Origin of the sequence: Pseudomonas sp. Kh14, assembly GCF_900291005.1 — a bacterium.
GTDB lineage: Bacteria > Pseudomonadota > Gammaproteobacteria > Pseudomonadales > Pseudomonadaceae > Aquipseudomonas > Aquipseudomonas alloputida.
Map to the genome: position 1 here is coordinate 158,830 of NZ_OLKJ01000010.1, position 25,292 is coordinate 184,121.

The window sequence follows — 25,292 nt, forward strand, 5'->3', positions numbered from 1 at the left end:
TGGGCTATAGGTCGCGATGGCGGACCTGGACGTTTTTCAGGGTTTGCTGCAGCTGTCGACCAAGGCGCTCGGTGATGTACACCGAACGGTGATGTCCGCCAGTGCAGCCGATGGCAATGGTTACGTAGGCGCGGTTGCTGGCAGCGAAGCGGGGCAACCATTTGAGCAGATAGCTGGAGATGTCGTTGTACATGTCTTCGACATCCGGTTGTGCGGCCAGGTAGTCGATCACGGGTTGATCGAGGCCCGAGTGCTCACGCAGTTCCGGTTTCCAGTACGGGTTGGGCAGGCAGCGCACGTCAAAAACCAGGTCGGCGTCGACCGGCATGCCCCGCTTGAACCCGAACGACTCGACCAGAAACGCTGTACCAGGCTCGGGTTGGTTGAGCAGGCGCAGCTTGATCGAGTCACGCAACTGGTACAGGTTCAGGTTGGTGGTGTCGATCTTCAGGTCGGCCAGGTCGGCAATGGGGCCCAACAAATCGCTTTCCACGCGTATCGCTTCCGCGAGCGAGCGGTTGGCGTTGGTCAGGGGGTGCCGCCTGCGGGTTTCCGAGAAACGCTTGAGAAGGACCTCTTCATCGGCATCCAGGTACAACACGTCGCACTGGATGTGCCGTGCGCGGGCTTCTTCAAGCAGCTCGGGGAAACGCATCAGGTGGCTGGGCAGGTTGCGCGCGTCGATCGAAACCGCCACCTTGGGCTGCAGCAATTCGGTGTTGATCAGTGCATTTTCCGCCAACTGCGGCAGTAGCCCGGCTGGCAGATTGTCGATGCAGTAGAAACCGCTGTCTTCCAGGACATCGAGGGCCGTGCTCTTGCCGGAGCCGGACCGGCCGCTGACGATGATCAGGCGCATGTTCAGTGCTCGTTCTGTACGTCCAGGACAACCTGGAACAGGGCCTCGTTGCTGGTGGCCGCACGCAGTCGATCACGGACCTCCTTGCGATCGAGCATGCTGGCGATCTGACGCAGAAGTTCAAGGTGAGCATCGGTGGCCGCTTCGGGCACCAGCAGCACAAACAGCAGGTCCACTGGCGCGCCATCGATGGCGTCGTAATCGATAGGCGCTTCCAGGTGCAGCAGGGCGCTGACTGGCGCGGAGCATCCTTCAAGCCGGCAGTGCGGGATGGCGATGCCATTGCCGAAACCGGTAGAACCGAGCTTTTCCCGGGCTACCAGTTTTTCGAAGACGTCCTGCATCTCCAGTTCTGGCACTTGGTCGGCGATGACAGTGGCGACCTTTTCCAGGGCGCGCTTCTTGCTGCCGCCCGGCACGTTCACGAGGGAACGGCCGGGGGTCAGGATGGTTTCAAGTCGGATCATGGATGAGGGGGATCAGCGGGCAGCTGCACCTTGCAGCAGGCTTTGCTGTTTTTCCTTGTGTTTTTTCAGTTGGCGGTCGAGCTTGTCGGCCAAGGCGTCGATCGCTGCATACATGTCTTCGTGTTCGGCGTTGGCTACCACTTCGCCGCCGGGAATCTGCAGGGTCGCCTCGACCTTCTGCTGAAGCTTCTCGACCTTCATGATTACCTGCACGTTGGTGATCTTGTCGAAGTGACTCTCCACGCGGGCGAGCTTTTCAAGCACGTAATCGCGCAGTGGCTGGGTGACTTCTACATGCTGTCCACTGATATTGACTTGCATACAGCTTCTCCTTTGTTGCCCGTGCATAAAGAGGCAGGTCTTGCACCTGCCACGAAAACGCTGTGGCACATCTCAGGGGCTACATCAGTCGCTTGCGTTCGCTCGACGGTGCGATGCCGAGAGACTCGCGGTACTTGGCGACGGTGCGACGGGCTACCTGGATGCCTTGTGCCTCCAGTAAACCAGCGATCTTGCTGTCACTCAATGGCTTTTTCTGATTTTCCGCCGCAACCAGTTTCTTGATGATCGCGCGGATCGCCGTGGACGAGCATTCTCCGCCCTCGGAGGTGCTGACATGGCTGGAGAAAAAGTATTTCAGTTCGTAGATGCCACGCGGGGTGTGCATGTATTTCTGCGTGGTAACCCGCGAAATGGTCGATTCGTGCATGCCTACGGCTTCGGCAATGTCATGCAGTACCAACGGCTTCATCGCTTCGTCGCCGTGGTCGAGGAAGCCGCGTTGGTGCTCGACGATCTGCGTGGCAACCTTCATCAGGGTTTCGTTACGGCTCTGCAGGCTCTTGATGAACCAGCGCGCTTCCTGCAGCTGGTTGCGCATGAAGGTGTTGTCGGCGCTGGTGTCGGCACGGCGCACGAAGCCGGCATATTGTGGGTTGACGCGCAGGCGTGGGATGGCTTCCTGGTTCAGTTCTACCAGCCAACGGTCGCTGTCCTTGCGCACGATGACGTCGGGCACCACGTACTCGGGCTCGCTGGACTCGATCTGCGAACCAGGGCGGGGGTTAAGGCTTTGCACCAGTTCGATGACCTGGCGCAGCTCGTCTTCCTTGATTTTCATCCGACGCATCAGCTGGCTGTAGTCACGGCTGCCGAGCAGGTCGATGAAATCGGTGACCAGGCGCTTGGCTTCGGTCATCCACGGGGTTGTAGCGGGCAGCTGGCGCAGTTGCAGCAACAGGCATTCGCCCAGATTGCGGGCGCCGACGCCAGCCGGCTCGAACTGCTGGATGCGGTGCAGTACCGCTTCGACCTCGTCCAGCTCGATATCCAGCTCGGGGTCGAAACCGGCGCAGATTTCTTCGAGTGTGTCTTCCAGGTAGCCCTGGCCGTTGATGCTGTCGATCAGGGTCACGGCAATCAAGCGGTCGGTGTCGGACATCGGCGCCAGGTTCAACTGCCACAGCAGGTGGGTTTGCAGGCTTTCGCCGGCCGATGTGCGCGTGGTGAAGTCCCATTCGTCATCATCGTTGCTCGGCAGGCTGCTGGCGCTGGTCTGGTAGATGTCTTCCCAGGCGGTATCGACCGGGAGCTCGTTGGGGATGCGCTCGCTCCACTCACCGTCTTCCAGGTTGTCGGCGCTGACGGTGCTTTCCTGGAAACTGTTGTCCTGAACTTCGGCGGCCGGCTTGTTCTCGGCGTTGTCGGCCATCGGGTCGCTGTTGTCGAAGTCTTCGCCGTCTTCCTGACGTTCGAGCATCGGGTTCGACTCCAGCGCTTCCTGGATTTCCTGTTGGAGATCCAGGGTAGAGAGCTGGAGCAGGCGGATGGCCTGTTGCAACTGAGGTGTCATCGTCAGTTGCTGGCCCATTTTTAGGACGAGCGATGGTTTCATGGCAGGGGCTTAATACCTTGTTCGCCGGCGCGCATGCGCCATCCACTACACGAGGGCGCCGGAGCGCCAGATCAAGCAAGTTTTATGCCTTAAATTGTAGCGTTTGCCTAGAGTACCGTAACAACTTTACCCGCAGTTTCAGGGCTGTTTGCCAGTACTTCAGGCGCGTGCCGGGTCAGAGGCGGAACTCGTGACCCAGGTAAACTTCTTTGACCAAGTCGTTTGCCAGGATGGTTTCAGCGTCGCCTTCGGCGATCAGTCGGCCATCGTTGACGATATAAGCGGTTTCGCAGATATCCAGGGTTTCACGCACGTTGTGGTCGGTAATCAGTACGCCGATACCTTTGGCCTTGAGGTGGTGGATGATCTGCTTGATGTCGCCGACCGAAATCGGGTCGACACCGGCGAACGGTTCGTCCAGCAGGATGAACTTGGGTGCGGTTGCCAGGGCGCGCGCAATTTCGACGCGGCGGCGTTCACCACCGGACAGGCTCATGCCGAGGTTGTCCCGGATGTGGCTGATGTGGAACTCCTGCAGCAGGCTTTCCAGCTCTTTGCGGCGGCCGTCCCGGTCGAGGTCCTTGCGGGTCTCGAGGATGGCCATGATGTTGTCGGCGACCGACAGCTTGCGGAAGATCGAGGCTTCCTGCGGCAGGTAGCCGATTCCGGCGCGGGCGCGGCCGTGCATGGGCTGGTGGCTGACATCGAGGTTGTCGATCAGTACGCGGCCCTGTTCGGCCTGGACCAGCCCGACAATCATGTAGAAGCAGGTGGTCTTGCCGGCGCCGTTGGGGCCGAGCAGGCCGACGATCTGGCCGCTGTCGATAGACAGGCTGACATCACGTACTACCTGCCGCCCCTTGTAGCTCTTTGCCAGATGCTGGGCTTTGAGGGTTGCCATTTACTCGGCCTTCTTCTTGGGCTGGATCACCATGTCGATGCGCTGGCGGGGTGTTGTCACATTGCCACCGCGACCGGCGGTCGCCACCTGGGTCTGGGTGTTGTAAACGATCTTTTCGCCTTCGGTGGTATTGCCTTCGCTCTCGACCTTGGCGCGGTCGGTGAGAATGACCAAGTCCTTCTGCGACTGGTACTGGATGGTTACGCCCCAGCCTTTCATCTTGTCCGGCTTGGCTGCGCTCTGCTGCTGCTCGAAGTAGGCCAGGTTGCCCACCGAGGTCACTACGTCGATATCGCCAGAGGCGGAGCGGGTAATGGTCACGGTGTTGCCTTTGATCATCATCGAACCCTGAGTGATGATCACGTCGCCGGTGTAAGTGGCCACGCCTTGCTTGTCATCCAGGTGAGCGTTGTCGGCCTGGATGCGGATAGGCTGGTCACGGTCGTTCGGCAGGGCGAGGGCGCTCGCGCTTCCCAGTGCTGCGCTCAGGCTGAGCAAAAGGGGGAGGGTTTTAACGAGCCTCATACTGTCCTCTTACGTTAGAGAGCAAGTCCATCTTGCCTTCTTTCAAATACGCTTTCATGCCTTTGCCCGTAGTTGTGCCTCCGGCGCCGTCGATTCTAACGGCTTGCTCGGTCTGCGCATATTGCTTCTGCGGGAACACGGTCATGCGTGAGCTGGTGATGATGGTTTCACGCTGCTTTTCATCGGTGCGGGCAATCCGCACCTTGTCGATCAGTTCGACCTCGGTACCGTCAGGATTGACCTCGGCGCGCGTGCTCTGCACATGCCACGGGTACTCGGTGCCGCGGTACAGGTGCAGGTCCGGTGTGGTCACCTGGGTGATTTCGCTGGTCTTGAGGTGTTCGATCCTGTCGGCGGTCATTTCGTATTGCAGCTTGCCGTCGGGCAGGAACTGCACGCTATGGGCGTTGATCGCGTAGTAATCGATGGCGCTTTCGTCGACCTGGGCCACGGGCTTGTCGAGGAAGCTTTCCGGGCTGACATTCCAGTAGCCAATGGCTACCAACAGGGCGGCTATCGCCCCGAGCAGCGCAATGTTTCGGGCTTTCTTGCTGAGCATGGGCAGCCTTACAGATAGTTGGCGTTGGCAGCGTCCAGGGTGCCCTGGGCCTGCATGATCATTTCGCAGAATTCACGGGCCGCACCTTCGCCGCCACGTGCCTGGGTCACGCCGTGGGCGTGTTGGCGTACGAACGGTGCGGCGTTGGCTACGGCCATGCCCAGAGCCACCCGGCGAATCACCGGCAGGTCGGGCAGGTCGTCGCCCAGGTAAGCCACTTGATCATAGCTTAGGCCCAGTTCGGCGAGCAGGCCGTCAAGCACCACCAATTTGTCCTCCCGGCCTTGGTAGAGGTGCGGGATACCGAGGTTTCTGGCCCGGCGTTCGACCACTGGGGTCTTGCGCCCGCTGATGATCGCGGTGGTCACGCCCGAGGCCATGAGCATCTTGATGCCCTGGCCGTCGAGGGTATTGAACGTCTTGAATTCGCTGCCATCCTCGAGGAAGTACAGGCGGCCGTCGGTGAGCACGCCGTCCACGTCGAACACTGCCAGCTTGATGCCTTTGCCGCGTTGCATGAGGTCCTGGTTCATTCCATCGCTCCTTTACATTACGCCGGCGCGCAGCAGGTCATGCATGTTCAGGGCGCCGGTCGGGCGGTCTTCACGGTCCACCACCACCAGGGCGTTGATCTTGTGGTCTTCCATTATCTTCAGGGCTTCGGCGGCGAGCATGTCGGCACGCGCAGTCTTGCCATGAACGGTCATGACCTGGTCGATCGGGGTGGTGTGCACATCGATATTGCGGTCCAGGCTGCGGCGCAGGTCACCGTCGGTGAAGATCCCGGCCAGTTTGCCATCGGCTTCGACGATCACGGTCATGCCCAAACCTTTGTGGGACATTTCCAGCAGCGCGTCCTTGAGCAGGGTGCCGCGTGGAACTTGAGGCAGATCGTCGCCGGCGTGCATCACGTTCTCGACCTTCAGCAGCAGGCGGCGGCCCAGCGCGCCTCCCGGGTGCGAGAAGGCGAAGTCCTCGGCGGTGAAGCCGCGGGCTTCGAGCAAGGCGATGGCCAAGGCGTCGCCCAGTACCAGCGCTGCCGTGGTGGAGGAGGTGGGTGCCAGGTTCAGCGGACAGGCCTCTTGTTCGACACGTGCGTCAAGGTTGACCTCGGCGGCCTGGGCCAGCGGCGAGTCCGGGTTGCCGGTCAGGCTGATCAGCTTGATGCCAAGGCGCTTGATGAACGGCAGCAGGGTGACGATTTCGGCGGTGCTGCCAGAGTTCGATAGCGCAAGGATGACATCATCACGGGTGATCATGCCCATGTCGCCATGGCTGGCTTCGGCCGGATGCACGAAAAACGCCGGTGTGCCGGTGCTGGCCAGGGTCGCGGCGATCTTGTTGCCGATGTGCCCGGACTTGCCCATGCCGACCACGACGACCCGACCCTTGCTGGTCAGAATCACTTTGCAGGCTTTGACGAAATTGTCGTCGATGCGCGCCAAAAGGGCCTCTACGGCCTCGAGTTCCAGGCGCAGAGTGCGTTGGGCAGATTGGATCAGCTCGCTGGATTGGCTCATGTCGAAAAAGCAATGCCTGATGAAAGGGCGTCGATTATACGCGCAATGATGAAAACCCTCACCTCCTCGATTGCTGTAGTGAATACCACCAAAGCCTGTCCCGGGGCTGAACGACTGCTTGTCCGGCCTTGGGGCGGGGCTGTCAGCGGTGCTATAGTTCGCCGCTATTCGGCCTGTCAGGGGTGCGTGTGCCTTCCAGATGGAGGCCGGCGTCCATTAGGACGAGGCTGCATTAGCAAGGAGTCTAGATGAGTGTGGATAGCGCCTACGCGGTCGAGTTGAAGGGAGTAACCTTCAAACGTGGTTCGCGCAGCATTTTCAGCAACGTGGACATCAGCATCCCGCGCGGCAAGGTCACCGGCATCATGGGGCCATCGGGGTGCGGCAAGACCACGTTGCTCCGCCTGATGGGCGCACAGTTGCGCCCCTCGAGCGGTGAGGTATGGGTTGCCGGGCAGAACCTGCCGACGCTGTCGCGCAGCGACCTGTTCGACGCCCGCAAGCAGATGGGCGTGCTGTTCCAGAGCGGCGCGTTGTTCACCGACCTCGATGTGTTCGAGAACGTCGCGTTCCCGTTGCGCGTGCATACTCAGCTGTCGGACGAAATGATCCGTGACATCGTGCTGATGAAGCTGCAGGCCGTGGGCCTGCGCGGTGCCATCGACCTGATGCCCGACGAGCTGTCCGGTGGCATGAAGCGCCGTGTGGCGCTGGCCCGGGCGATTGCCCTGGACCCGCAGATCCTCATGTACGACGAACCGTTCGTCGGCCAGGACCCGATCGCCATGGGGGTACTGGTGCGCCTGATTCGCCTGCTCAACGATGCCCTGGGCATCACCAGCATCGTGGTTTCCCATGACCTGGCAGAAACCGCCAGCATCGCCGACTACATTTACGTGGTAGGTGACGGCCAAGTGCTGGGCCAGGGGACGCCTGATGAGCTGATGGGTTCGGACAATCCACGAATCCGCCAATTCATGAAAGGCGACCCGGATGGCCCGGTTCCCTTCCACTTTCCCGCGCCTGACTACCGCGCCGACCTGCTGGGGGCGCGTTGATGCGCAGAAAATCCTTACTCGAACGTGTCCGCCTGCTGGGCCGCTCGGCAATCGACGTGCTGGCCGTGCTCGGGCGTTCGTGCCTGTTCCTGTTCCATGCGCTGGTCGGTCGCGGTGGTATTGGCGGCGGCTTCCAGCTGCTGACCAAGCAGTTGTACTCGGTGGGTGTGCTATCGCTGGCGATCGTCGTCGTGTCCGGCGTGTTCATCGGCATGGTGCTGGCGCTGCAGGGCTACAGCATCCTGGCCAAGTACGGCTCGGAGCAGGCGGTAGGGCAGATGGTCGCCCTTACCCTGCTGCGTGAACTTGGCCCGGTGGTAACGGCGTTGCTGTTTGCCGGGCGTGCCGGTTCCGCGCTGACCGCCGAAATCGGCAACATGAAGTCCACCGAGCAGTTGTCGAGCCTGGAAATGATCGGTGTCGACCCGCTCAAGTACATCGTTGCGCCACGCCTGTGGGCCGGTTTCATCTCGCTGCCGCTGTTGGCGCTGATCTTCAGCGTGGTCGGTATCTGGGGTGGCTCGTGGGTGGCGGTGGATTGGCTGGGTGTCTACGAGGGCTCGTTCTGGGCCAACATGCAGAACAGTGTTTCTTTCACTGACGACGTGCTCAACGGGCTGGTCAAGAGCCTGGTGTTTGCTTTCGTCTCGACCTGGATCGCCGTATTCCAGGGGTACGACTGTGAGCCCACCTCAGAAGGGATCAGTCGTGCAACCACCAAGACCGTGGTCTATGCCTCGTTGGCAGTGCTGGGTCTGGACTTTATTCTGACCGCCTTGATGTTTGGAGATTTCTGATGCAAAACCGCACCCTGGAAATCGGTGTCGGCCTGTTCCTCCTGGCCGGGATCCTGGCGCTGCTGCTGCTGGCCCTGCGTGTCAGCGGGCTGTCGGCCAGCCCGAGCAGCGATACCTATAAAGTTTATGCTTACTTCGACAATATCGCCGGTTTGACGGTCAGAGCTAAAGTGACCATGGCCGGTGTGACCATCGGCAAGGTCACCGCCATCGATCTGGACCGTGATTCCTACACCGGTCGGGTGACGTTGCAGCTGGACAAGTCGGTCGATAACCTGCCGACCGATTCCACTGCCTCTATCCTGACCGCCGGTTTGCTTGGTGAGAAGTACATCGGCATCAGCGTTGGCGGTGAAGACGAAGTGCTCAAGGATGGTGCAACCATCCATGACACACAGTCGGCACTGGTGCTGGAGGATCTGATTGGCAAGTTCCTGCTCAACTCTGTTGGCAAGGAACCGAAAGAAGCGCAACCGGCTAATTAAGGAGTACCCATGATTTCGATCCTGCGACGTGGCTTGCTGGTGCTGCTGGCGGCCTTCCCCCTGCTGGCCCTGGCTGTGCAGACACCGCACGAAGTGGTTCAAAGCACCACCAATGAACTGCTCGGCGACCTCAAGGCCAACAAGGAACAGTACAAGTCCAACCCCAACGCCTTCTATGACTCGCTCAACCGCATTCTCGGCCCGGTGGTGGATGCTGACGGTATCTCGCGCAGCATCATGACCGTGAAGTACTCGCGCAAGGCGACCCCGGAGCAGATGCAGCGCTTCCAGGAAAACTTCAAGCGCAGCCTGATGCAGTTCTATGGCAATGCCTTGCTCGAGTACAACAACCAGGGCATCACTGTCGACCCGGCTAAAGCCGACGACGGCAAGCGCGCCAGTGTCGGCATGAAGGTTACCGGCAACAACGGTGCCGTGTACCCCGTGCAGTACACCCTGGAGAACATTGGCGGCGAGTGGAAGGTGCGTAACGTGATCGTCAACGGCATCAACATCGGCAAGCTGTTCCGTGACCAGTTCGCCGATGCCATGCAGCGCAATGGCAATGACCTGGACAAGACCATCGACGGCTGGGCCGGCGAAGTGGCCAAGGCCAAGCAGGCTGCCGACAACTCGCCAGAGAAGACCGTCAAATGAGCGAGGCCGCTGTAAGCATGGCAGAGCCGGGCGTGCTGCGTCTGGCTGGCGTGCTGGATTACCGCAGCGGCCCGGCCTTGCGCAAGCAAGGCAAGGTGCTGATCGATGGCTCGCGCGAGCCGCGACTGGTGCTTGATTGCTCGGCTGTCGAGAAGTCGTCGAGTGTCGGCTTGTCGTTACTGCTTGCGTACATGCGTGATGCTCAGGCCACTGGCAAGGCGTGCGAAGTGCGTGGCATGCCTGACGATATGCGGGAAATTGCCGAGGTCTATGATCTCGATGAAGTGCTGGCAAGCTAGTGGCCCGGCACGGATGATGGCCCCTCGGTCAGCGAAGCCTTCGTTGGGCTTCGCAGGCGAGGGGCTTTTTTGTATGATGGCCGACCCGTGCGCATCGGGCGCCGATTGAGGTTGAGCATGCAGGCCGTAGAAGTTAAAAGCTTCCTTGAAGAGAAATTGCCGGGTTCCCGGGTCGAAGTTGAAGGCGAAGGCTGCAACTTCCAGTTGAACGTGATCAGCGACGAGTTGGCTGGCCTGAGTCCGGTCAAACGCCAGCAGGCGATCTATGCTCACCTGAATCCGTGGATCGCCAATGGCAGCATCCATGCGGTAACCATGAAATTTTTCAGCAGCGCAGCCTGGGCTGAGCGCACCTGAGCCAACTTGGCGGCGAGACTCCAATGGACAAACTGATTATTACTGGCGGCGCTCGCCTTGACGGCGAGATCCGCATTTCGGGCGCGAAGAACGCAGCCCTGCCGATTCTGGCAGCGACCCTGCTGGCCGATGGCCCGGTCACCGTGGGCAACCTGCCGCACCTGCACGACATCACCACCATGATCGAGCTGTTCGGGCGCATGGGCATCGAGCCTGTGATCGACGAAAAGCTGTCGGTGGAGATCGATCCACGCACCATCAAGACCCTGGTCGCGCCGTACGAGCTGGTCAAGACCATGCGCGCCTCGATCCTGGTGCTGGGCCCGATGGTTGCCCGTTTCGGCGAAGCCGAAGTGGCCCTGCCTGGCGGTTGCGCCATTGGCTCGCGCCCGGTCGATCTGCACATCCGTGGCCTTGAGGCCATGGGGGCGAAGATTGAAGTGGAAGGCGGCTACATCAAGGCCAAGGCGCCTGAAGGTGGCCTGCGTGGCGCGCACTTCTTCTTCGACACCGTCAGCGTGACCGGTACCGAGAACATCATGATGGCCGCTGCCTTGGCCAAGGGCCGCAGCGTGTTGCAGAACGCCGCGCGTGAGCCTGAAGTGGTCGATCTGGCCAACTTCATCAACGCCATGGGCGGGAACATTCAGGGCGCCGGTACCGACACCATCACCATCGATGGTGTCGAACGACTGGATTCGGCCAACTACCGCGTGATGCCGGACCGCATCGAGACCGGTACCTACCTGGTTGCCGCTGCCGTGACCGGTGGCCGCGTCAAGGTCAAGGACACCGACCCTACCATCCTCGAAGCCGTGCTTGAAAAACTGAAGGAAGCGGGTGCCGACATCAACACCGGCGAGGACTGGATCGAACTGGACATGCATGGCAAGCGGCCGAAAGCCGTGAATCTGCGTACTGCCCCGTATCCGGCGTTCCCGACCGACATGCAGGCGCAGTTCATCTCGCTGAATGCCATTGCCGAAGGCACTGGCGCGGTAATCGAGACCATCTTCGAAAACCGCTTCATGCATGTTTACGAAATGCACCGCATGGGCGCGCAGATCCAGGTCGAAGGCAACACCGCCATCGTCACTGGCGTCAAGGCGCTGAAGGGTGCCCCGGTCATGGCCACCGACCTGCGTGCTTCCGCCAGCCTGGTGCTGTCGGCGCTGGTTGCCGAAGGCGATACCCTGATCGATCGCATCTACCACATCGACCGTGGTTACGAGTGCATCGAGGAAAAACTGCAGATGCTCGGCGCGAAAATCCGCCGCGTACCGGGCTAGTACCCCGCGGGTGCAAGGACGCACCTATTGAATTGAATGCGGCCAGGTCGATGACCTGGCCGGCAGCAGCCGCTTAAGGACCGACGTTCCAATGTTGACCATCGCGCTTTCCAAAGGCCGTATTCTCGACGATACCTTGCCGTTGCTCGCCGAGGCCGGCATCGTGCCGACCGAAAACCCGGACAAGAGCCGCAAACTGATCATTCCTACCACGCAGGACGATGTGCGCCTGCTGATCGTGCGTGCCACCGACGTGCCGACCTATGTCGAGCATGGTGCTGCCGACCTGGGTGTGGCCGGCAAGGACGTGCTGATGGAGTACGGCGGCCAGGGCCTGTATGAGCCCCTGGACCTGCAGATTGCTCAATGCAAGCTGATGACCGCGGGCGTAGTCGGCGCAGCCGAGCCCAAGGGCCGCCTGCGTGTGGCCACCAAGTTCGTCAACGTAGCCAAGCGTTACTATGCCGAACAAGGTCGCCAGGTCGACATCATCAAGCTGTATGGCTCGATGGAGCTGGCGCCGCTGATCAACCTTGCCGACAAGATCATCGACGTGGTCGACACCGGCAACACCCTGCGTGCCAACGGCCTGGAACCCCAGGAACTGATCGCCACGATCAGCTCGCGCCTGGTGGTCAACAAAGCCTCCATGAAAATGCAGCACGCCCGTATCCAGAGCCTGATCGACACGCTGCGTCAAGCGGTCGAATCGCGACACCGCGGTTGACTCCTGCGCGCGACCTTCGCTGTCGCGCCCGTCTATCCGCGTCATAGCCATTTTTCTCGGGTGCCCGCGCGGATGGACTGGTAGCCTAGGGCGCCTGAGCATTCGCTAATAATCGAGGCCCTCGCCATGACCGTGTCCACTGCAATTGCCCGTCTCAACGCTGCTGATCCGGATTTCGCCCGACATCTGGATCATCTGCTGAGCTGGGAAAGTGTGTCCGATGACGCGGTCAATCAGCGGGTGCTCGACATCATCAAGGCCGTGCGTGAACGCGGTGATGCGGCGCTGGTGGAATTCACCCAGCGCTTCGATGGTGTTGACGCCAAGTCGATTGACGACCTGATCCTCAATCGCGCGCGCCTGGAACTGGCGCTGACCCGTATTACCCCGGTCCAGCGCGAGGCCCTGGAAAAGGCCGCCAACCGTGTGCGCATTTATCACGAGCGGCAGAAGCAGGATTCCTGGCAGTACACCGAGGCCGACGGCACCGTGCTCGGCCAGAAGGTCACCCCGCTGGACCGTGCTGGCCTGTATGTGCCGGGCGGCAAGGCGTCGTACCCGTCGTCGGTGCTGATGAACGCCATCCCGGCCAAGGTTGCCGGCGTGGCTGAAGTGGTGATGGTGGTACCGACCCCGCGTGGTGAGGTCAACGAGCTGGTGCTGGCGGCTGCCTGCATCGCCGGTGTCGACCGGGTGTTCACCGTCGGTGGCGCCCAGGCCGTGGCTGCGCTGGCCTACGGGACTGAAAGCGTGCCGCAGGTGGACAAGATCGTCGGCCCGGGCAACATCTACGTTGCCACCGCCAAACGCCACGTGTTCGGCCAGGTAGGCATTGACATGATCGCCGGCCCCTCGGAAATTCTCGTGGTGTGCGACGGCCAGACCGACCCGGACTGGATCGCCATGGACCTGTTCTCCCAGGCCGAGCACGACGAAGACGCCCAGGCCATCCTGGTCAGCCCGGATGCCGCTTTCCTCGATCGCGTGGCTGCCAGCATCGACAAGCTGATGCCGACCATGGAACGTGCCGATATCATCGAGAAGTCGATCAATGGCCGTGGTGCGCTGATCCAGGTACGTGACATGCAGCAGGCCATGGACGTGGCCAACCGCATCGCACCGGAGCACCTGGAGCTGTCGGTGGCCGACCCGCAAGCCTGGCTGCCACACATTCGCCACGCTGGCGCGATCTTCATGGGCCGCCACACCAGCGAAGCGCTGGGCGATTACTGCGCTGGCCCTAACCACGTGCTGCCCACTTCAGGTACCGCGCGTTTTTCGTCGCCGCTGGGGGTGTATGACTTCCAGAAGCGTTCGTCGATCATCTTCTGCTCCGAACAGGGCGCGTCCGAACTGGGCCACACTGCCTCGGTCCTGGCCCGTGGCGAGTCGCTGACCGCCCACGCCCGCAGCGCTGAATACCGTATTTTGACCCAAGAGAAGGGGAACTGAGCATGAGTCGATTCTGGAGCCCCTTCGTCAAGGACCTGGTGCCTTACGTGCCGGGCGAGCAACCCAAGCTGGCCCGCCTGGTCAAGCTGAACACCAACGAAAACCCCTATGGCCCGTCGCCCAGGGCGCTGGAGGCCATGCGCGGCGAGCTGAACGATAACCTGCGCCTGTACCCGGACCCGAACGGTGACCGTCTCAAGCAAGCGGTGGCCGAGTACTACGGCGTGACCCCGACGCAGGTGTTTGTCGGCAACGGCTCGGACGAGGTGCTGGCGCACATCTTCCACGGCCTGTTCCAGCACGATGCGCCGCTGCTGTTCCCGGACATCAGCTACAGCTTCTACCCGGTCTACTGCGGCCTGTACGGCATTGCCTTCGAACAGGTGGCCCTGGATGAGCAGTTCCAGATCCGCATTGAGGACTACAAAAAGCCCAACGCTGGCATCATCTTCCCCAACCCCAACGCGCCGACCGGTTGCCTGATGCCGTTGCAGGTGGTGGAGCAACTTCTGCAGGCCAACCGTGATTCGGTGGTGGTTGTGGATGAGGCCTACATCGATTTCGGTGGTGAAACGGCGATCAGCCTGGTGGATCGCTACGATAACCTGCTGGTTACCCAGACGCTGTCGAAGTCGCGCTCGCTGGCGGGGCTGCGAGTTGGCCTGGCGGTGGGGCACCCGGACCTGATCGAGGCGTTGGAGCGGATCAAGAACAGCTTCAACTCCTATCCACTGGACCGTGCAGCTATCGTCGGCGCGGCGGTGGCGTTCGAAGACCGTGAGTACTTCGAGGAAACCTGTCGCAAGGTGATAGACAGCCGCGAGATGTTGGTCGGTCAGCTGCAGGCCAAGGGCTTTGAGGTGCTGCCGTCGGCTGCCAACTTCATCTTCGCCCGCCACCCGCAGCAGGATGCCGGCGAGCTGGCGGCACGCTTGCGTGAGCAGGGCGTGATCGTGCGTCACTTCAAGCAACCGCGTATTGCCCAGTTCCTGCGGATTACCATCGGTACGCCGGAAATGAACCAGGCACTGCTGGATGCGTTGAACTGACGTGTAGGAGCGGGTTTACCCGCGAATACGGTAGCGGCGGCAGCGGCGAACGGCCGGTGGAAATTGGCCAGCAGGCCCGGCCCATTCGCGGGTGAACCCGCTCCTACAACAGCCTGTGCGCGTCCATCGTAGGAGCGGGTTTACCCGCGAATACGGTAGCGGCGGCAGCGGCGAACGGTCGGTGGAAATTGGCCAGCAGGCCCGGCCCATTCGCGGGTGAACCCGCTCCTACAACAGCCTGTGCGCGTCCAATGTAGGAGCGGGTTTACCCGCGAATACGGTAGCGGCGGCAACGCTGAACGGCTGGTGAAATTGGCCAGCAGGGCCGGCCCTTTCGCGGGTGAACCCGCTCCTACGGGGGGGCGCGCCAGCCCTTGAGGAACGGCAGAGCTGTTGCTTCTCAAGGGATTAATAGCGGCGATCTTCGATTACAAACGGTTTGGCTGTCGGCCTGTTGCGCACTGCCGCCGGTGTACCATCCAGCACCAGCGCATAATCGTTCTGCTTGTCCATCCCCTCCGGATCGGTCCATTGCTCGTCTCTGGCCGCAACCTGGGCAACCACATGGCCGTTCTTGATGATGGTCAGATAACCCTTGGCGTTACTGTTCCAGCGTAGCCGTCCTTTGTTTTCGTCGGCCCGCGCCTTGCGCACGCCGGTATCACCCAGTAAAGGCGTGCCGTCCAATAGCCATTCCGGCTGCAGCTTGAGGCCCATGTGGCGCAACACCGTGGGCGCTACGGAGGTCTGCGCGGGAAGCCCGTACAGACCTCCGGGCCCAGGCATTTCCACAGGAATGCTCAGCTCGGTCAGTTCCTGATTCAACGGTTTGTTGCTGGCGATGAAGATGCTCTTTTCCTGCTCCGAAGCGCCACCATGGCCTTTTCCCCAATAGTCCCGGCCATGGTTGGTACTGACGAGTACCAGCCAGTCTTCCTGTGGGAACATGCGACGCCGCTGGTCTACCTTGTCCAATAGCCACCCGATCTCATTGTCGGCCTTGCGTAACGACTGCGCATAGTGCTCACCATAACCCCTTTGATGTCCGATCTGGTCAGGTTCGTCCAGTTGAATGAACGTGAAGTCAGCGGGTGTGTCACCAAGGGTCTGCAACGTACGCTCAATCACCTGTTCATCTGGCAAACCACTTTCGCGTACATCGGCGTCATGAGCGTCCTCCAGCAGAAACGCCGTGTTGATGGGCGACCAGCTTACGATGCTGGAGAGGTAGGCATTGGGGTAGGCCAGGCGTAGCCGCTTGAACAGGCTAGGAAACGCCCGGTTGACCCGTTGGGAGTCGTCGTCCGATTCAACGCCATGCTTGTCGCTCCACACGCCAGTCAGCAAAGTGATCCAGCCAGGGCCTTTCAAGGTGGGTTGCTCGCTGGCTTTACCATTGATCCCCCCGGCGTAAGCCCTTCCATAGTGCAGCCGCTGTTTCAGGTTGGTCGCATCGCCCAGTTGCAGGTACTGCTGCAATTGCACGCCATCAATGCCGATGAGCAAGGTCTTAGGGCGGCTCGGGTGTCGGGCCGGGTCACAGCCCGGCTGAAGGGCCAGGAACAGCAATAACAGCAAACTTGCCAGTCGCATGGGGGCGCATCCTTGAAAGCACGCAACGAGCGTTGCGACAAAGTGGCATGCCCACAACTGGCAGAAATACCAGGTGGTTTACCTCTTTGCCTGCAATCCAGTAAGCTGCAGCAATTCGTCGGATGATTGGTTGAGTGGCATGAATACTGAGCTGACCAAGCGCTCCCTGGTGGAGTTGGCGGTAGAGCGCATGCGCGAGTGCATCGTGCTGGGCGATTGGCAGGTCGGTCAGCGCCTGCCTACCGAGCCAGAGCTTGCCTTGCAGCTGGGCATCAGCCGCAACACCGTGCGTGAGGCCATGCGCGTGCTGGCGTTCAGTGGCCTGGTGGAAATTCGCCAGGGCGACGGCAGCTACCTGCGCACTGCCCAGGACCCGCTGCAGGCGGTGCACGCGATGTCCCGGTGTACGCCCGAGCAGGCCCGTGAAACCCGCCATATCCTCGAGGCGGAGGCCGTCGGGCTGGCGGCCTTGCGCCGTACCGATGCCGACCTGCAAGCGCTACGGGATGCCCTGGAAGGCAGTGCCGGGCATTTTCACGGCGATGTCGATGCCTATGTGGCCTGCGACCTGGTGTTTCATCAGCGGTTGGTCGATGCCGCCCATAATCCGGCATTAAGCGAACTGTACCGTTACTTTTCCGGGGTCGTGGCTGCCGCTCTGCAACACAATATGGCCACCGTTCCGCGCTGCCAGGCCACGTTCGACTTGCACGGGCAAATCCTCGACGCCATCGAGCAACGTGACGCTGAACGGGCCAAGCGCCTGACCCGTACCCTCATTGAATCCTGACACCGAGAAGGCCATGGCTGAATCCATCACCCGTAATACCCCATCGAACGAGCGGGATCTCGATGAGCTGCTGATCGACGCTGAAGCTGACGACGAACAGGTCCAGCAGCAGGCTGTGGTGTTGCGGCGGCCCTGGCTGTTGCTGATGGGCCTGGTGCTGGTGGCCTTGAACCTGCGCCCGGCATTATCGAGCATGGCGCCGGTGCTGGGCCAAGTATCTGAAGGCTTGGGGCTGAATGCTTCACAGGCTGGCTTGCTGACCACCTTGCCGGTGCTCTGCCTGGGCCTGTTTGCGCCCTTGGCGCCGTTGCTGGCTCGGCGCTTTGGCAGCGAGCGGGTGATTCTTGGCATCCTCCTCACCCTGGCACTTGGCCTCGTGGTACGAAGTACTTTTGGGGCTATCGGGGTGTTCCTCGGCAGCCTGATGGCGGGGGCCAGCATCGGCATTATCGGCGTATTGTTGCCAGGTATCGTCAAGCGCGACTTTCCACAGCATGCTGGCACGCTCACCGGTGTATACACCATGGCATTATGCCTGGGCGCGGCCATGGCCGCAGGTGCCACCGTACCTTTGGCCCAGCATTTCGACGGCAGCTGGGCACTGGGGTTGGGCTTCTGGGTGCTGCCGGCTTTGCTGGCCATGCTGGTGTGGCTGCCACAGGCCCGTCAGGGGCATGGCCTGCACAAGGTGGCCTATCGCGTGCGAGGCTTGTGGCGTGACCCACTGGCCTGGCAGGTGACCCTGTATATGGGCCTGCAGTCATCACTGGCTTACATCGTGTTCGGTTGGTTGCCATCGATCCTGATCGGCCGCGGCCTCACCCCGACCGAGGCAGGTTTGGTGCTGTCAGGGTCGGTAATCGTGCAGTTGATCAGCTCGCTCAGCGCCCCCTGGCTGGCCACCCGCGGCAAGGACCAGCGGCTGGCAATCGTGGTGGTCATGTCGGGTACGCTGGCGGGGCTGTTCGGTTGCCTGTATGCGCCACTTTCCGGACTGTGGGGGTGGGCCATTGTGCTGGGCCTGGGGCAGGGCGGTACCTTTGCCCTGGCGCTGACCTTGATCGTGCTGCGCTCGAAGGACGCCCACGTGGCGGCGAACTTGTCGAGCATGGCCCAAGGGGTGGGTTATACCCTGGCCTCGATGGGGCCTTTTGCGGTGGGGCTGGTGCATGACCTGACCGGCGGCTGGGCGGCACTGGGTTGGATTTTTGCGGTGCTGGGCGTTGGTGCCGTCGTATTTGGGCTGGGTGCCGGGCGGGCGCTGCATGTGCAGGCGACCTGCGAAAAAGTCTGAGGCCTGTTTTAGCAGTCCTGTCCTCGTGCCTGCCAAGAGGGCGGGACTGGCATAAGGCACCGGGGCAGATTATCGTGCAGTTTTCGAACCTAGGACGGACCAGCCCCCAATGAGCGATGCCAACCGCGCCCTGATTACCCGTTTCTACCAGGCTTTCCAGCGCCTGGATGCCGACGCCATGCTGGCCTGCTACAGCAACGATATCGTTTTCAGCGACCCGGTGTTCGGCACCCTGCGCGGCAAGGACGCAGGCGATATGTGGCGGATGCTCACCACCCGCGCCAAGAACTTCACCCTGACATTCGACAGCATACGCGCAGATGAGCACAGTGGCAGCGCGCACTGGGTGGCTACCTACCTGTTCAGCCAGACCGGCCGTGTTGTGGTCAACGATATCCAGGCACGCTTTGTCATTCGTGATGGGCTGATTTGCCAGCATGACGACACCTTTGACCTGTGGCGCTGGTCGCGGCAAGCGTTGGGTGTTCCTGGAATGCTGCTGGGGTGGTCGCCGCTGATGCAGAACAAGGTCCGCCTGCAGGCATTCAAGGGGTTGCGCGCATTCCAGCAGGCCCAGGGTGAGTGACGTCGTCGAACCTGCCGTTGGTAAGCCCTGGTTTGTCTATCTGGTAAGGGCAGCCAATGGCTCGTTGTATTGCGGCATCAGCGATGACCCGCAGCGTCGGTTCGCCGCGCATCAGAAAGGGCAGGGCGCCCGCTATTTCAAGACCAGCCCGGCCCAGGCGCTGGTGTATGTGGAGCAGTGGCCGGACAAGGGCGCGGCGCTGCGCCAGGAGCGGTTGGTGAAGCGGCTGCGCAAGTCGGCGAAGGAGGCACTGGTGGCCTCCTTTGGCGGCTTGGGGGAAATCAGTCCTTGCGGCGCTTCAGCTGATCCACCAAGGTTGTCGGCAGCCCCTTGATGATCAAGGTCCCCGCTGCTTCGTCATACTCTACCTTGTCCCCCAGCAGATGTGCCTCGAAGCTGATCGACAGCCCCTCGGCACGCCCGGTGAAACGGCGGAACTGATTGAGGGTGCGTTTGTCAGCAGGAATTTCCGGCGACAGGCCGTAGTCCTTGTTGCGGATGTGGTCGTAGAACGCTTTGGGGCGGTCCTCGTCGATCAGGCTGGACAGCTCTTCGAGCGTCACCGGCTCGCCCAGCTTGGTCTGGGTGGTGGCGTACTCGACCAGGGTCTGGGTCTTTTCGCGGGCGGATTCTTCCGGCAGGTCTTCGCTTTCGACGAAATCGCTGAAGGCCTTGAGCAGGGTGCGGGTTTCGCCCGGGCCGTCGACGCCTTCCTGGCAGCCGATGAAGTCGCGGAAGTAATCCGACACCTTCTTGCCGTTCTTGCCCTTGATGAACGAAATATACTGCCTGGAGTTCTGGTTGTTCTTCCACTCCGACAGGTTGATGCGTGCTGCCAGGTGCAGCTGGCCAAGGTCGAGGTGACGGGAAGGGGTCACGTCGAGCTGGGCATTCACCGCCACGCCTTCGCTATGGTGCAGCAGGGCGATTGCCAGGTACTCGGTCATGCCTTGCTGATAGTGGGCAAACAGGATGTGGCCGCCGGTGGACAGGTTGGACTCTTCCATCAGCTTCTGCAGATGCTCGACAGCCACGCGGCTGAAGGCGGTGAAGTCTTTTTCTTCATCCAGGTACTGCTTCAGCCAGCCGCTCAGCGGGTAGGCGCCCGATTCGCCGTGGAAAAAGCCCCAGGCCTTGCCTTGCTTGGCGTTGTAGCTGTCATTGAGGTCGGCCAGGAGGTTTTCGATGGCATCGGAGGCAGCCAGTTCGGAGTCGCGAGCATGCAGCACGGCGGGGCTGCCATCGGGCTTTTTGTCGATCAGGTGAACGATGCAATGACGGATTGGCATGGAATTCTCGGCGAGCTGCAAAAGTTGCCAAGTTTAACCTAGACCTGAGGTGATGCAGTGGCCGTATGTTGGCAGATATGTCGGTTGTTCGTTTTTTGTTCAATTTTGTGTGTTTTCAGCTGAAACCCCCGAAAAACCTGCATTTAATCAAAGTGCGAAGCGGATATTTATCCATTCATGTGGTAGTTTTGCGCGGTCTTGCGCCCCTCGTGTGGCGCATTGCTGGCAGCATGCTTTCGTCGTGTCGAACCAAACGCCGATTTTCGTATCTACATACGCAATTGGCGCGGCCCTCCATTTCAAGGGGCTGGCCCGATAACGTCGTAGTCCGCTGCTTAACCATCGAATTTGATAGGGAAGGAACACCACCATGGCATTGACCAAAGACCAACTGATTGCCGACATCGCCGAATCGATCGCCGCGCCAAAAGCCACCGCCAAGAACGCTCTGGAGCAACTGGGCCAGATCGTTGCTGACCAACTGGAAAACGGCGCTGAAATCACTCTGCCAGGCATCGGCAAGCTGAAAGTCTCCGAGCGTCCTGCCCGTACCGGCCGCAACCCTTCGACTGGCGCTGCCATCGAAATCGCTGCCAAGAAAGTCGTAAAGTTCGTTCCAGCCAAAGTGCTGACCGACGCCATCAACAAGTAATTGTTGCTTTGACGAAACCGCGCCCGGCTTGCCCGGGCGCGGTTTTTTCATGCCTGTGATTTACGCTGGGCGTGCCAGGCCTGGCGTGCGGCGTCGTCATGGAAGCTCCAGGCGACCATGCGGCTCTGTTTCTGCCCCTGGCCCATCTCAATGATGCGTACGGCCTTGGCGCCGGACTTCTTCAACGCGGCCTCGATGCCCGGCAGGTTGCTGGCCTTGGATACCAGGCTGGTGAACCAAAGTACCCGTTCGGCGTACTGCACGCTTTCGCCAATCAGCTGGGTGACAAAGCGGATTTCGCCACCCTCGCACCACAGTTCATTGTTCTGGCCACCGAAGTTCAGCACGGGCAGCTTGCGTTTGGGGTCCTGTTTGCCGAGGTTCTTCCATTTGCGCTGGCTGCCGCGGGTGGCTTCGTCGCGTGAGGCATGGAAGGGCGGGTTGCACAGGGTCAGGTCGAAGCGTTCGCCCTCCTGCAGCAGGCCGCTGAGGATGTGCGCTCGGTTGGCCTGCTGGCGCAGGGTAATGGCTTTGCCCAGGCCATTGGCCTGGACGATAGCCTTGGCCGAGGCCAGCGCCACCGGGTCGATATCCGAGCCGAGGAAGCGCCAGCGGTAGTCGCTGTAGCCCAGCAGTGGATAGATGCAGTTGGCCCCCACGCCGATGTCCAGCGCGCGCACTTGGGCACCCCTTGGGACGTCGCCGGCATTGTCATCGGCCAACAGATCGGCGGCTACGTGGATGTAGTCGGCACGGCCAGGAATGGGCGGGCACAGGTAATCGGCCGGGATGTCCCAGTGCTGGATGCCGTACTGGGCCTTGAGCAGTGCACGGTTGAACACGCGGACGGCTTCGGGGTTGGCAAAGTCGATGCTGGGCTTGCCGTGGGGGTTGGTGATGGTGAAACGGGCCAGATCAGGGTGGGCCTTGATCAGGCTGGGGAAGTCGTAGCGACCCTGGTGGCGGTTGCGAGGGTGCAGGGTGGGTTTGTTCGGGGTCATGGCAGTGTCCAGCCCTATACGAGCGGTGGCTTGAAGAACCTGGGGCTGCTACGCAGCCCTTTCGCAACACAAGGCCGCTCCCACAGGGTGGTGGCGCCTTGAAGGTTGGCGCCGTCCTGTGGGAGCGGCCTTGTGTCGCGAAAGGGCCGTGCAGCGACCCCAACGGTCTCTCTAGTGATTACAGCGCTGCAATCCGCGCATGCTGCTCGGTGAAGTTGGCCAGGGCCTGTTCGGACTCGGCCAGCTTGGCGCGTTCCTTCTCGATCACCGCAGGCGGGGCCTTGTCGACGAAGGCTGCGTTGGACAGCTTGCCGCCAACACGTTGCACTTCACCTTGCAGACGCTGGATTTCCTTGTTCAGGCGCGCCAGCTCGGCATCCTTGTCGATCAGCCCGGCCATTGGCACCAGCACCTGCAGGTCACCGACCAGGGCGGTAGCGGACAGCGGCGCTTCGTCGGCATCACCCAGTACGGTGAACGACTCGACCTTGGCCAGCTTCTTCAGCAGCGCTTCGTTTTCCTGCAGGCGGCGCTGGTCGTCGGCGTTGGCGTTCTTCAGGAACAGCGGCAGCGGCTTGCCCGGGCCGATGTTCATTTCGGCGCGGATATTGCGCAGGCCGACCATCAACTCTTTCAGCCACTCGATGTCGCCTTCGGCAGCGGCGTCAATGCGTGCTTCGTTGGCCACTGGCCATGGCTGCAGCATGATGGTCTTGCCGTCGATGCCGGCCAGCGGCGCGATGCGCTGCCAGATTTCTTCGGTGATGAACGGCATGAACGGATGTGCAAGACGCAGTGCCACTTCCAGTACGCGCACCAAAGTGCGGCGAGTGCCGCGGGCGCGCTCTACCGGGGCATTTTCGTCCCACAGTACTGGTTTGGACAGCTCCAGGTACCAGTCGCAGTACTGGTTCCAGATGAACTCGTACAGCGCCTGGCTGGCCAGGTCGAAGCGGAACTGCTCCAGCTGGCGGGTTACTTCAGCTTCGGTACGCTGAAGCTGCGAGATGATCCAGCGGTCGGCCAGCGACAGCTCGTAAGCTTCGCCGTTCTGGCCGCAGTCTTCGCCCTTGTCCAGGACGTAGCGGGCAGCGTTCCAGATCTTGTTGCAGAAGTTGCGGTAGCCTTCGACGCGGCCCATGTCGAACTTGATGTCGCGGCCTGTCGAAGCCAGCGAGCAGAAGGTGAAGCGCAGGGCGTCGGTGCCGTAGCTGGCAATACCTTCGGGGAACTCGGCCTTGGTCTGCTTGGCGATCTTCTCGGCAAGCTTGGGCTGCATCATGCCGCTGGTGCGTTTTTCCAGCAGGGCGTCGAGGGTAATACCGTCGACGATGTCCAGCGGGTCCAGCACGTTGCCTTTGGACTTGGACATCTTCTGGCCCTGGCCGTCCCGTACCAGGCCGTGTACGTACACGGTCTTGAACGGTACCTGCGGGGTGCCGTCTTCGTTCTTGATCAGGTGCATGGTCAGCATGATCATGCGCGCAACCCAGAAGAAGATGATGTCGAAGCCAGTCACCAGCACGTCGGTGGAGTGGAACTTCTTGAGGAATTCGGTCTGTTCCGGCCAGCCCAGGGTGGAGAATGTCCACAGGCCCGAGCTGAACCAGGTGTCGAGTACGTCGTCATCCTGACGCAGGACCACGTCGGCGCCCAGCTTGTGTTTGGCGCGCACTTCTTCCTCGTTGCGGCCAACGTAGACCTGGCCGGCCTCGTCGTACCACGCTGGAATGCGGTGGCCCCACCACAGTTGGCGGCTGATGCACCAGTCCTGGATATCGCGCATCCAGGAGAAGTACATGTTCTCGTATTGCTTGGGCACGAACTGGATGCGGCCATCTTCTACGGCGGCGATGGCAGGCTCTGCCAGCGGCTTGGTGGAAACGTACCACTGGTCGGTCAGCCACGGCTCGATGACCGTGCCGGAGCGGTCGCCTTTCGGCACTTTCAGGGCGTGGTCGTCGATGCTGACCAGCAGGCCCTGGGCGTCCAGGTCGGCGACGATCTGCTTGCGCGCGACAAAGCGGTCAAGGTTGGCGTACTGGGCCGGCAGTTGGGTGTCGACCTGCTCGTTAACGCTGCCGTCGAGGTTGAAGGCCTGGGCGCTGGCCAGCACGAAGGCGTTCTTGTCGAAGATGTTCAGCAGCGGCAGGTTGTGACGCTTGCCGACTTCGTAGTCGTTGAAGTCGTGGGCCGGGGTGATCTTCACGCAACCGGTACCGAACTCGGGGTCGCAGTAGTCATCGGCGATGATCGGGATGCGGCGGCCGACCAATGGCAGTTCGACGAATTTGCCGATCAGTGCCTGATAGCGTTCGTCGTTCGGGTTGACGGCCACGGCAGCGTCACCCAGCAGGGTTTCCGGGCGCGTGGTGGCAACTACCAGGTAGTCCTGGCCTTCGGCGGTCTTGGCGCCGTCGGCCAGCGGGTAGCGCAGGTTCCACAGGTGGCCTTTCTCATCGTGGTTTTCCACTTCGAGGTCGGAGATGGCTGTGTGCAGCTTGGTATCCCAGTTGACCAGGCGCTTGCCCCGGTAGATAAGGCCGTCTTCATGCAGGCGCACGAACGCTTCTTTTACCGCTTCGGAGAGGCCGTCGTCCATGGTGAAGCGCTCGCGGCTCCAGTCTACTGACGAGCCCAGGCGGCGAATCTGGCGGCTGATGTTGCCACCGGACTGATCCTTCCATTCCCAGACTTTTTCCAGGAACTTTTCGCGGCCCAGGTCATGACGGTTCTGGCCTTTGGCTTCAAGTTGGCGCTCGACCAACATCTGCGTGGCGATACCCGCGTGATCGGTACCCGGCTGCCACAGGGTGTCGCGGCCTTGCATGCGGCGGAAACGGATCAGGGCGTCCATGATCGCGTTGTTGAACCCGTGGCCCATGTGCAGGCTGCCGGTTACGTTCGGCGGCGGGATCATGATGGTGTAGGACTCGCCTGCACCTTGTGGAGCGAAATAGTTCTCGGACTCCCAGGTGTTGTACCAGGAAGTTTCGATTGCGTGCGGCTGGTAGGTCTTATCCATGCGCGGCGGGACCCTGTGCATTTATTCGGGAAAGCCGGGAAGTATAACCAAGCTGGGGGCCGCAGGCGACAAGCTGCTGACAACTGTCGGAACAGAGTCGCCTGCTTCGCCGGCAAAGCGCAGGCTTCGAACCTGTGGGAGCGGGCGCGCCCGCGAAGCAGGCGACA

The 25,292-nt window shown here is 61.2% G+C and carries 28 protein-coding genes; 15 read left to right on the forward strand and 13 right to left on the reverse strand.

Annotated elements, in window-relative coordinates:
- Nucleotides 1–4: 4 nt before the first annotated feature.
- The 9 genes from rapZ to FQ668_RS04340 all read right to left on the reverse strand — a co-directional run bounded on the left by rapZ (nt 5) and on the right by FQ668_RS04340 (nt 6,725).
- Complete coding sequence (rapZ, locus tag FQ668_RS04300) at nt 5–859, reverse strand: RNase adapter RapZ (protein ID WP_010952145.1); 855 nt, start codon at nt 857–859, stop codon at nt 5–7.
- A 2-nt stretch (nt 860–861) separates the two neighbouring features.
- On the reverse strand, nt 862–1,326 hold the full coding sequence (ptsN, locus tag FQ668_RS04305) for a PTS IIA-like nitrogen regulatory protein PtsN (protein ID WP_003255137.1): 465 nt from the start codon (nt 1,324–1,326) through the stop codon (nt 862–864).
- Nucleotides 1,327–1,338: 12 nt separating this feature from the next.
- The gene (gene raiA / locus FQ668_RS04310) at nt 1,339–1,647 is read right to left on the reverse strand and encodes a ribosome-associated translation inhibitor RaiA (RefSeq protein ID WP_003255135.1); all 309 of its coding nucleotides are present in this window, start codon (nt 1,645–1,647) and stop codon (nt 1,339–1,341) included.
- A gap of 79 nt (nt 1,648–1,726) precedes the next feature.
- Nucleotides 1,727–3,220 (reverse strand): RNA polymerase factor sigma-54, encoded by a 1,494-nt coding sequence (locus FQ668_RS04315; RefSeq protein WP_026031904.1) that lies wholly within the window; start codon nt 3,218–3,220, stop codon nt 1,727–1,729.
- 175 nt (nt 3,221–3,395) lie between these two features.
- Nucleotides 3,396–4,121: an LPS export ABC transporter ATP-binding protein gene (lptB, locus tag FQ668_RS04320; RefSeq protein WP_003255132.1), complete on the reverse strand. Its 726-nt coding sequence runs from the start codon at nt 4,119–4,121 to the stop codon at nt 3,396–3,398.
- Entirely contained in the window at nt 4,122–4,646 is a 525-nt protein-coding gene (gene lptA, locus FQ668_RS04325; protein WP_003255131.1) for a lipopolysaccharide transport periplasmic protein LptA, read from the reverse strand.
- Nucleotides 4,633–5,205 carry an LPS export ABC transporter periplasmic protein LptC gene (gene lptC, locus FQ668_RS04330; RefSeq protein WP_019438078.1) on the reverse strand — a complete coding sequence of 191 codons (573 nt, stop codon included), beginning with the start codon at nt 5,203–5,205 and terminating at the stop codon, nt 4,633–4,635. The genes lptA and lptC overlap by 14 nt, the downstream gene beginning before the upstream one ends.
- Before the next feature lie 8 nt (nt 5,206–5,213).
- On the reverse strand, nt 5,214–5,738 hold the full coding sequence (locus tag FQ668_RS04335) for an HAD family hydrolase (protein ID WP_014589828.1): 525 nt from the start codon (nt 5,736–5,738) through the stop codon (nt 5,214–5,216).
- A 12-nt stretch (nt 5,739–5,750) separates the two neighbouring features.
- Nucleotides 5,751–6,725, reverse strand: coding sequence for an SIS domain-containing protein (locus tag FQ668_RS04340; RefSeq protein WP_014589829.1), 975 nt, complete (start codon nt 6,723–6,725; stop codon nt 5,751–5,753).
- A 248-nt stretch (nt 6,726–6,973) separates the two neighbouring features.
- Here FQ668_RS04340 and FQ668_RS04345 point away from each other — a divergent pair, with 248 nt between their 5' ends.
- The 10 genes from FQ668_RS04345 to hisC all read left to right on the forward strand — a co-directional run bounded on the left by FQ668_RS04345 (nt 6,974) and on the right by hisC (nt 14,895).
- Entirely contained in the window at nt 6,974–7,783 is an 810-nt protein-coding gene (locus FQ668_RS04345; RefSeq protein ID WP_010952150.1) for an ATP-binding cassette domain-containing protein, read from the forward strand.
- A complete protein-coding gene (gene mlaE / locus FQ668_RS04350) occupies nt 7,783–8,580 on the forward strand; it encodes a lipid asymmetry maintenance ABC transporter permease subunit MlaE (protein WP_014589830.1) in 798 nt (265 codons plus the stop codon). Before FQ668_RS04345 ends, mlaE begins: the two co-directional genes overlap by 1 nt.
- Nucleotides 8,580–9,065, forward strand: a complete 486-nt coding sequence (gene mlaD, locus FQ668_RS04355) for an outer membrane lipid asymmetry maintenance protein MlaD (RefSeq protein WP_010952152.1) — start codon at nt 8,580–8,582, stop codon at nt 9,063–9,065. The genes mlaE and mlaD overlap by 1 nt, the downstream gene beginning before the upstream one ends.
- 9 nt (nt 9,066–9,074) lie before the next feature.
- Nucleotides 9,075–9,722 (forward strand): phospholipid-binding protein MlaC, encoded by a 648-nt coding sequence (locus tag FQ668_RS04360; protein WP_003255123.1) that lies wholly within the window; start codon nt 9,075–9,077, stop codon nt 9,720–9,722.
- A complete protein-coding gene (locus tag FQ668_RS04365) occupies nt 9,719–10,021 on the forward strand; it encodes a lipid asymmetry maintenance protein MlaB (RefSeq protein WP_003255122.1) in 303 nt (100 codons plus the stop codon). Before FQ668_RS04360 ends, FQ668_RS04365 begins: the two co-directional genes overlap by 4 nt.
- Before the next feature lie 117 nt (nt 10,022–10,138).
- Nucleotides 10,139–10,378 (forward strand): BolA family protein, encoded by a 240-nt coding sequence (locus FQ668_RS04370; RefSeq protein WP_003255121.1) that lies wholly within the window; start codon nt 10,139–10,141, stop codon nt 10,376–10,378.
- Nucleotides 10,379–10,401: 23 nt separating this feature from the next.
- Nucleotides 10,402–11,667, forward strand: coding sequence for a UDP-N-acetylglucosamine 1-carboxyvinyltransferase (gene murA, locus FQ668_RS04375; RefSeq protein WP_003255119.1), 1,266 nt, complete (start codon nt 10,402–10,404; stop codon nt 11,665–11,667).
- A 91-nt stretch (nt 11,668–11,758) separates the two neighbouring features.
- Nucleotides 11,759–12,394, forward strand: coding sequence for an ATP phosphoribosyltransferase (gene hisG / locus FQ668_RS04380; RefSeq protein WP_003255118.1), 636 nt, complete (start codon nt 11,759–11,761; stop codon nt 12,392–12,394).
- A gap of 126 nt (nt 12,395–12,520) precedes the next feature.
- A complete protein-coding gene (hisD, locus tag FQ668_RS04385) occupies nt 12,521–13,846 on the forward strand; it encodes a histidinol dehydrogenase (protein WP_003255117.1) in 1,326 nt (441 codons plus the stop codon).
- A gap of 2 nt (nt 13,847–13,848) precedes the next feature.
- Complete coding sequence (gene hisC / locus FQ668_RS04390; protein ID WP_019438077.1) at nt 13,849–14,895, forward strand: histidinol-phosphate transaminase; 1,047 nt, start codon at nt 13,849–13,851, stop codon at nt 14,893–14,895.
- A 408-nt stretch (nt 14,896–15,303) separates the two neighbouring features.
- On the opposite strand, the gene FQ668_RS04400 is transcribed toward hisC, so the two are convergent.
- Nucleotides 15,304–16,488 carry an alkaline phosphatase family protein gene (locus tag FQ668_RS04400; protein WP_053867785.1) on the reverse strand — a complete coding sequence of 395 codons (1,185 nt, stop codon included), beginning with the start codon at nt 16,486–16,488 and terminating at the stop codon, nt 15,304–15,306.
- 139 nt (nt 16,489–16,627) lie between these two features.
- Between FQ668_RS04400 and FQ668_RS04405 the strand changes: the two genes are divergently transcribed.
- From FQ668_RS04405 to FQ668_RS04420, 4 genes are all read left to right on the forward strand, one after another.
- The gene (locus tag FQ668_RS04405; RefSeq protein WP_014589833.1) at nt 16,628–17,278 is read left to right on the forward strand and encodes a FadR/GntR family transcriptional regulator; all 651 of its coding nucleotides are present in this window, start codon (nt 16,628–16,630) and stop codon (nt 17,276–17,278) included.
- Nucleotides 17,279–17,291: 13 nt separating this feature from the next.
- Nucleotides 17,292–18,572, forward strand: a complete 1,281-nt coding sequence (locus FQ668_RS04410) for an MFS transporter (RefSeq protein WP_019438074.1) — start codon at nt 17,292–17,294, stop codon at nt 18,570–18,572.
- Between the two features lie 109 nt (nt 18,573–18,681).
- The gene (locus FQ668_RS04415) at nt 18,682–19,158 is read left to right on the forward strand and encodes a nuclear transport factor 2 family protein (protein WP_014589835.1); all 477 of its coding nucleotides are present in this window, start codon (nt 18,682–18,684) and stop codon (nt 19,156–19,158) included.
- On the forward strand, nt 19,151–19,492 hold the full coding sequence (locus FQ668_RS04420) for a GIY-YIG nuclease family protein (RefSeq protein WP_041166850.1): 342 nt from the start codon (nt 19,151–19,153) through the stop codon (nt 19,490–19,492). The genes FQ668_RS04415 and FQ668_RS04420 overlap by 8 nt, the downstream gene beginning before the upstream one ends.
- Here the strand turns inward: FQ668_RS04420 and yejK are convergent.
- Entirely contained in the window at nt 19,440–20,447 is a 1,008-nt protein-coding gene (yejK, locus tag FQ668_RS04425) for a nucleoid-associated protein YejK (protein ID WP_010952163.1), read from the reverse strand. The two genes, FQ668_RS04420 and yejK, sit on opposite strands and share 53 nt — an antisense overlap.
- Nucleotides 20,448–20,817: 370 nt before the next feature.
- Here yejK and FQ668_RS04430 point away from each other — a divergent pair, with 370 nt between their 5' ends.
- The gene (locus FQ668_RS04430; RefSeq protein ID WP_003255106.1) at nt 20,818–21,099 is read left to right on the forward strand and encodes an HU family DNA-binding protein; all 282 of its coding nucleotides are present in this window, start codon (nt 20,818–20,820) and stop codon (nt 21,097–21,099) included.
- 47 nt (nt 21,100–21,146) lie between these two features.
- Here the strand turns inward: FQ668_RS04430 and rlmF are convergent, their stop codons facing one another.
- Together rlmF and FQ668_RS04440 are read right to left on the reverse strand one after the other, a co-directional pair.
- Nucleotides 21,147–22,100, reverse strand: a complete 954-nt coding sequence (gene rlmF, locus FQ668_RS04435) for a 23S rRNA (adenine(1618)-N(6))-methyltransferase RlmF (RefSeq protein ID WP_019437024.1) — start codon at nt 22,098–22,100, stop codon at nt 21,147–21,149.
- Between the two features lie 178 nt (nt 22,101–22,278).
- Nucleotides 22,279–25,125: a valine--tRNA ligase gene (locus FQ668_RS04440; protein ID WP_003255103.1), complete on the reverse strand. Its 2,847-nt coding sequence runs from the start codon at nt 25,123–25,125 to the stop codon at nt 22,279–22,281.
- Nucleotides 25,126–25,292 lie beyond the last annotated feature (167 nt).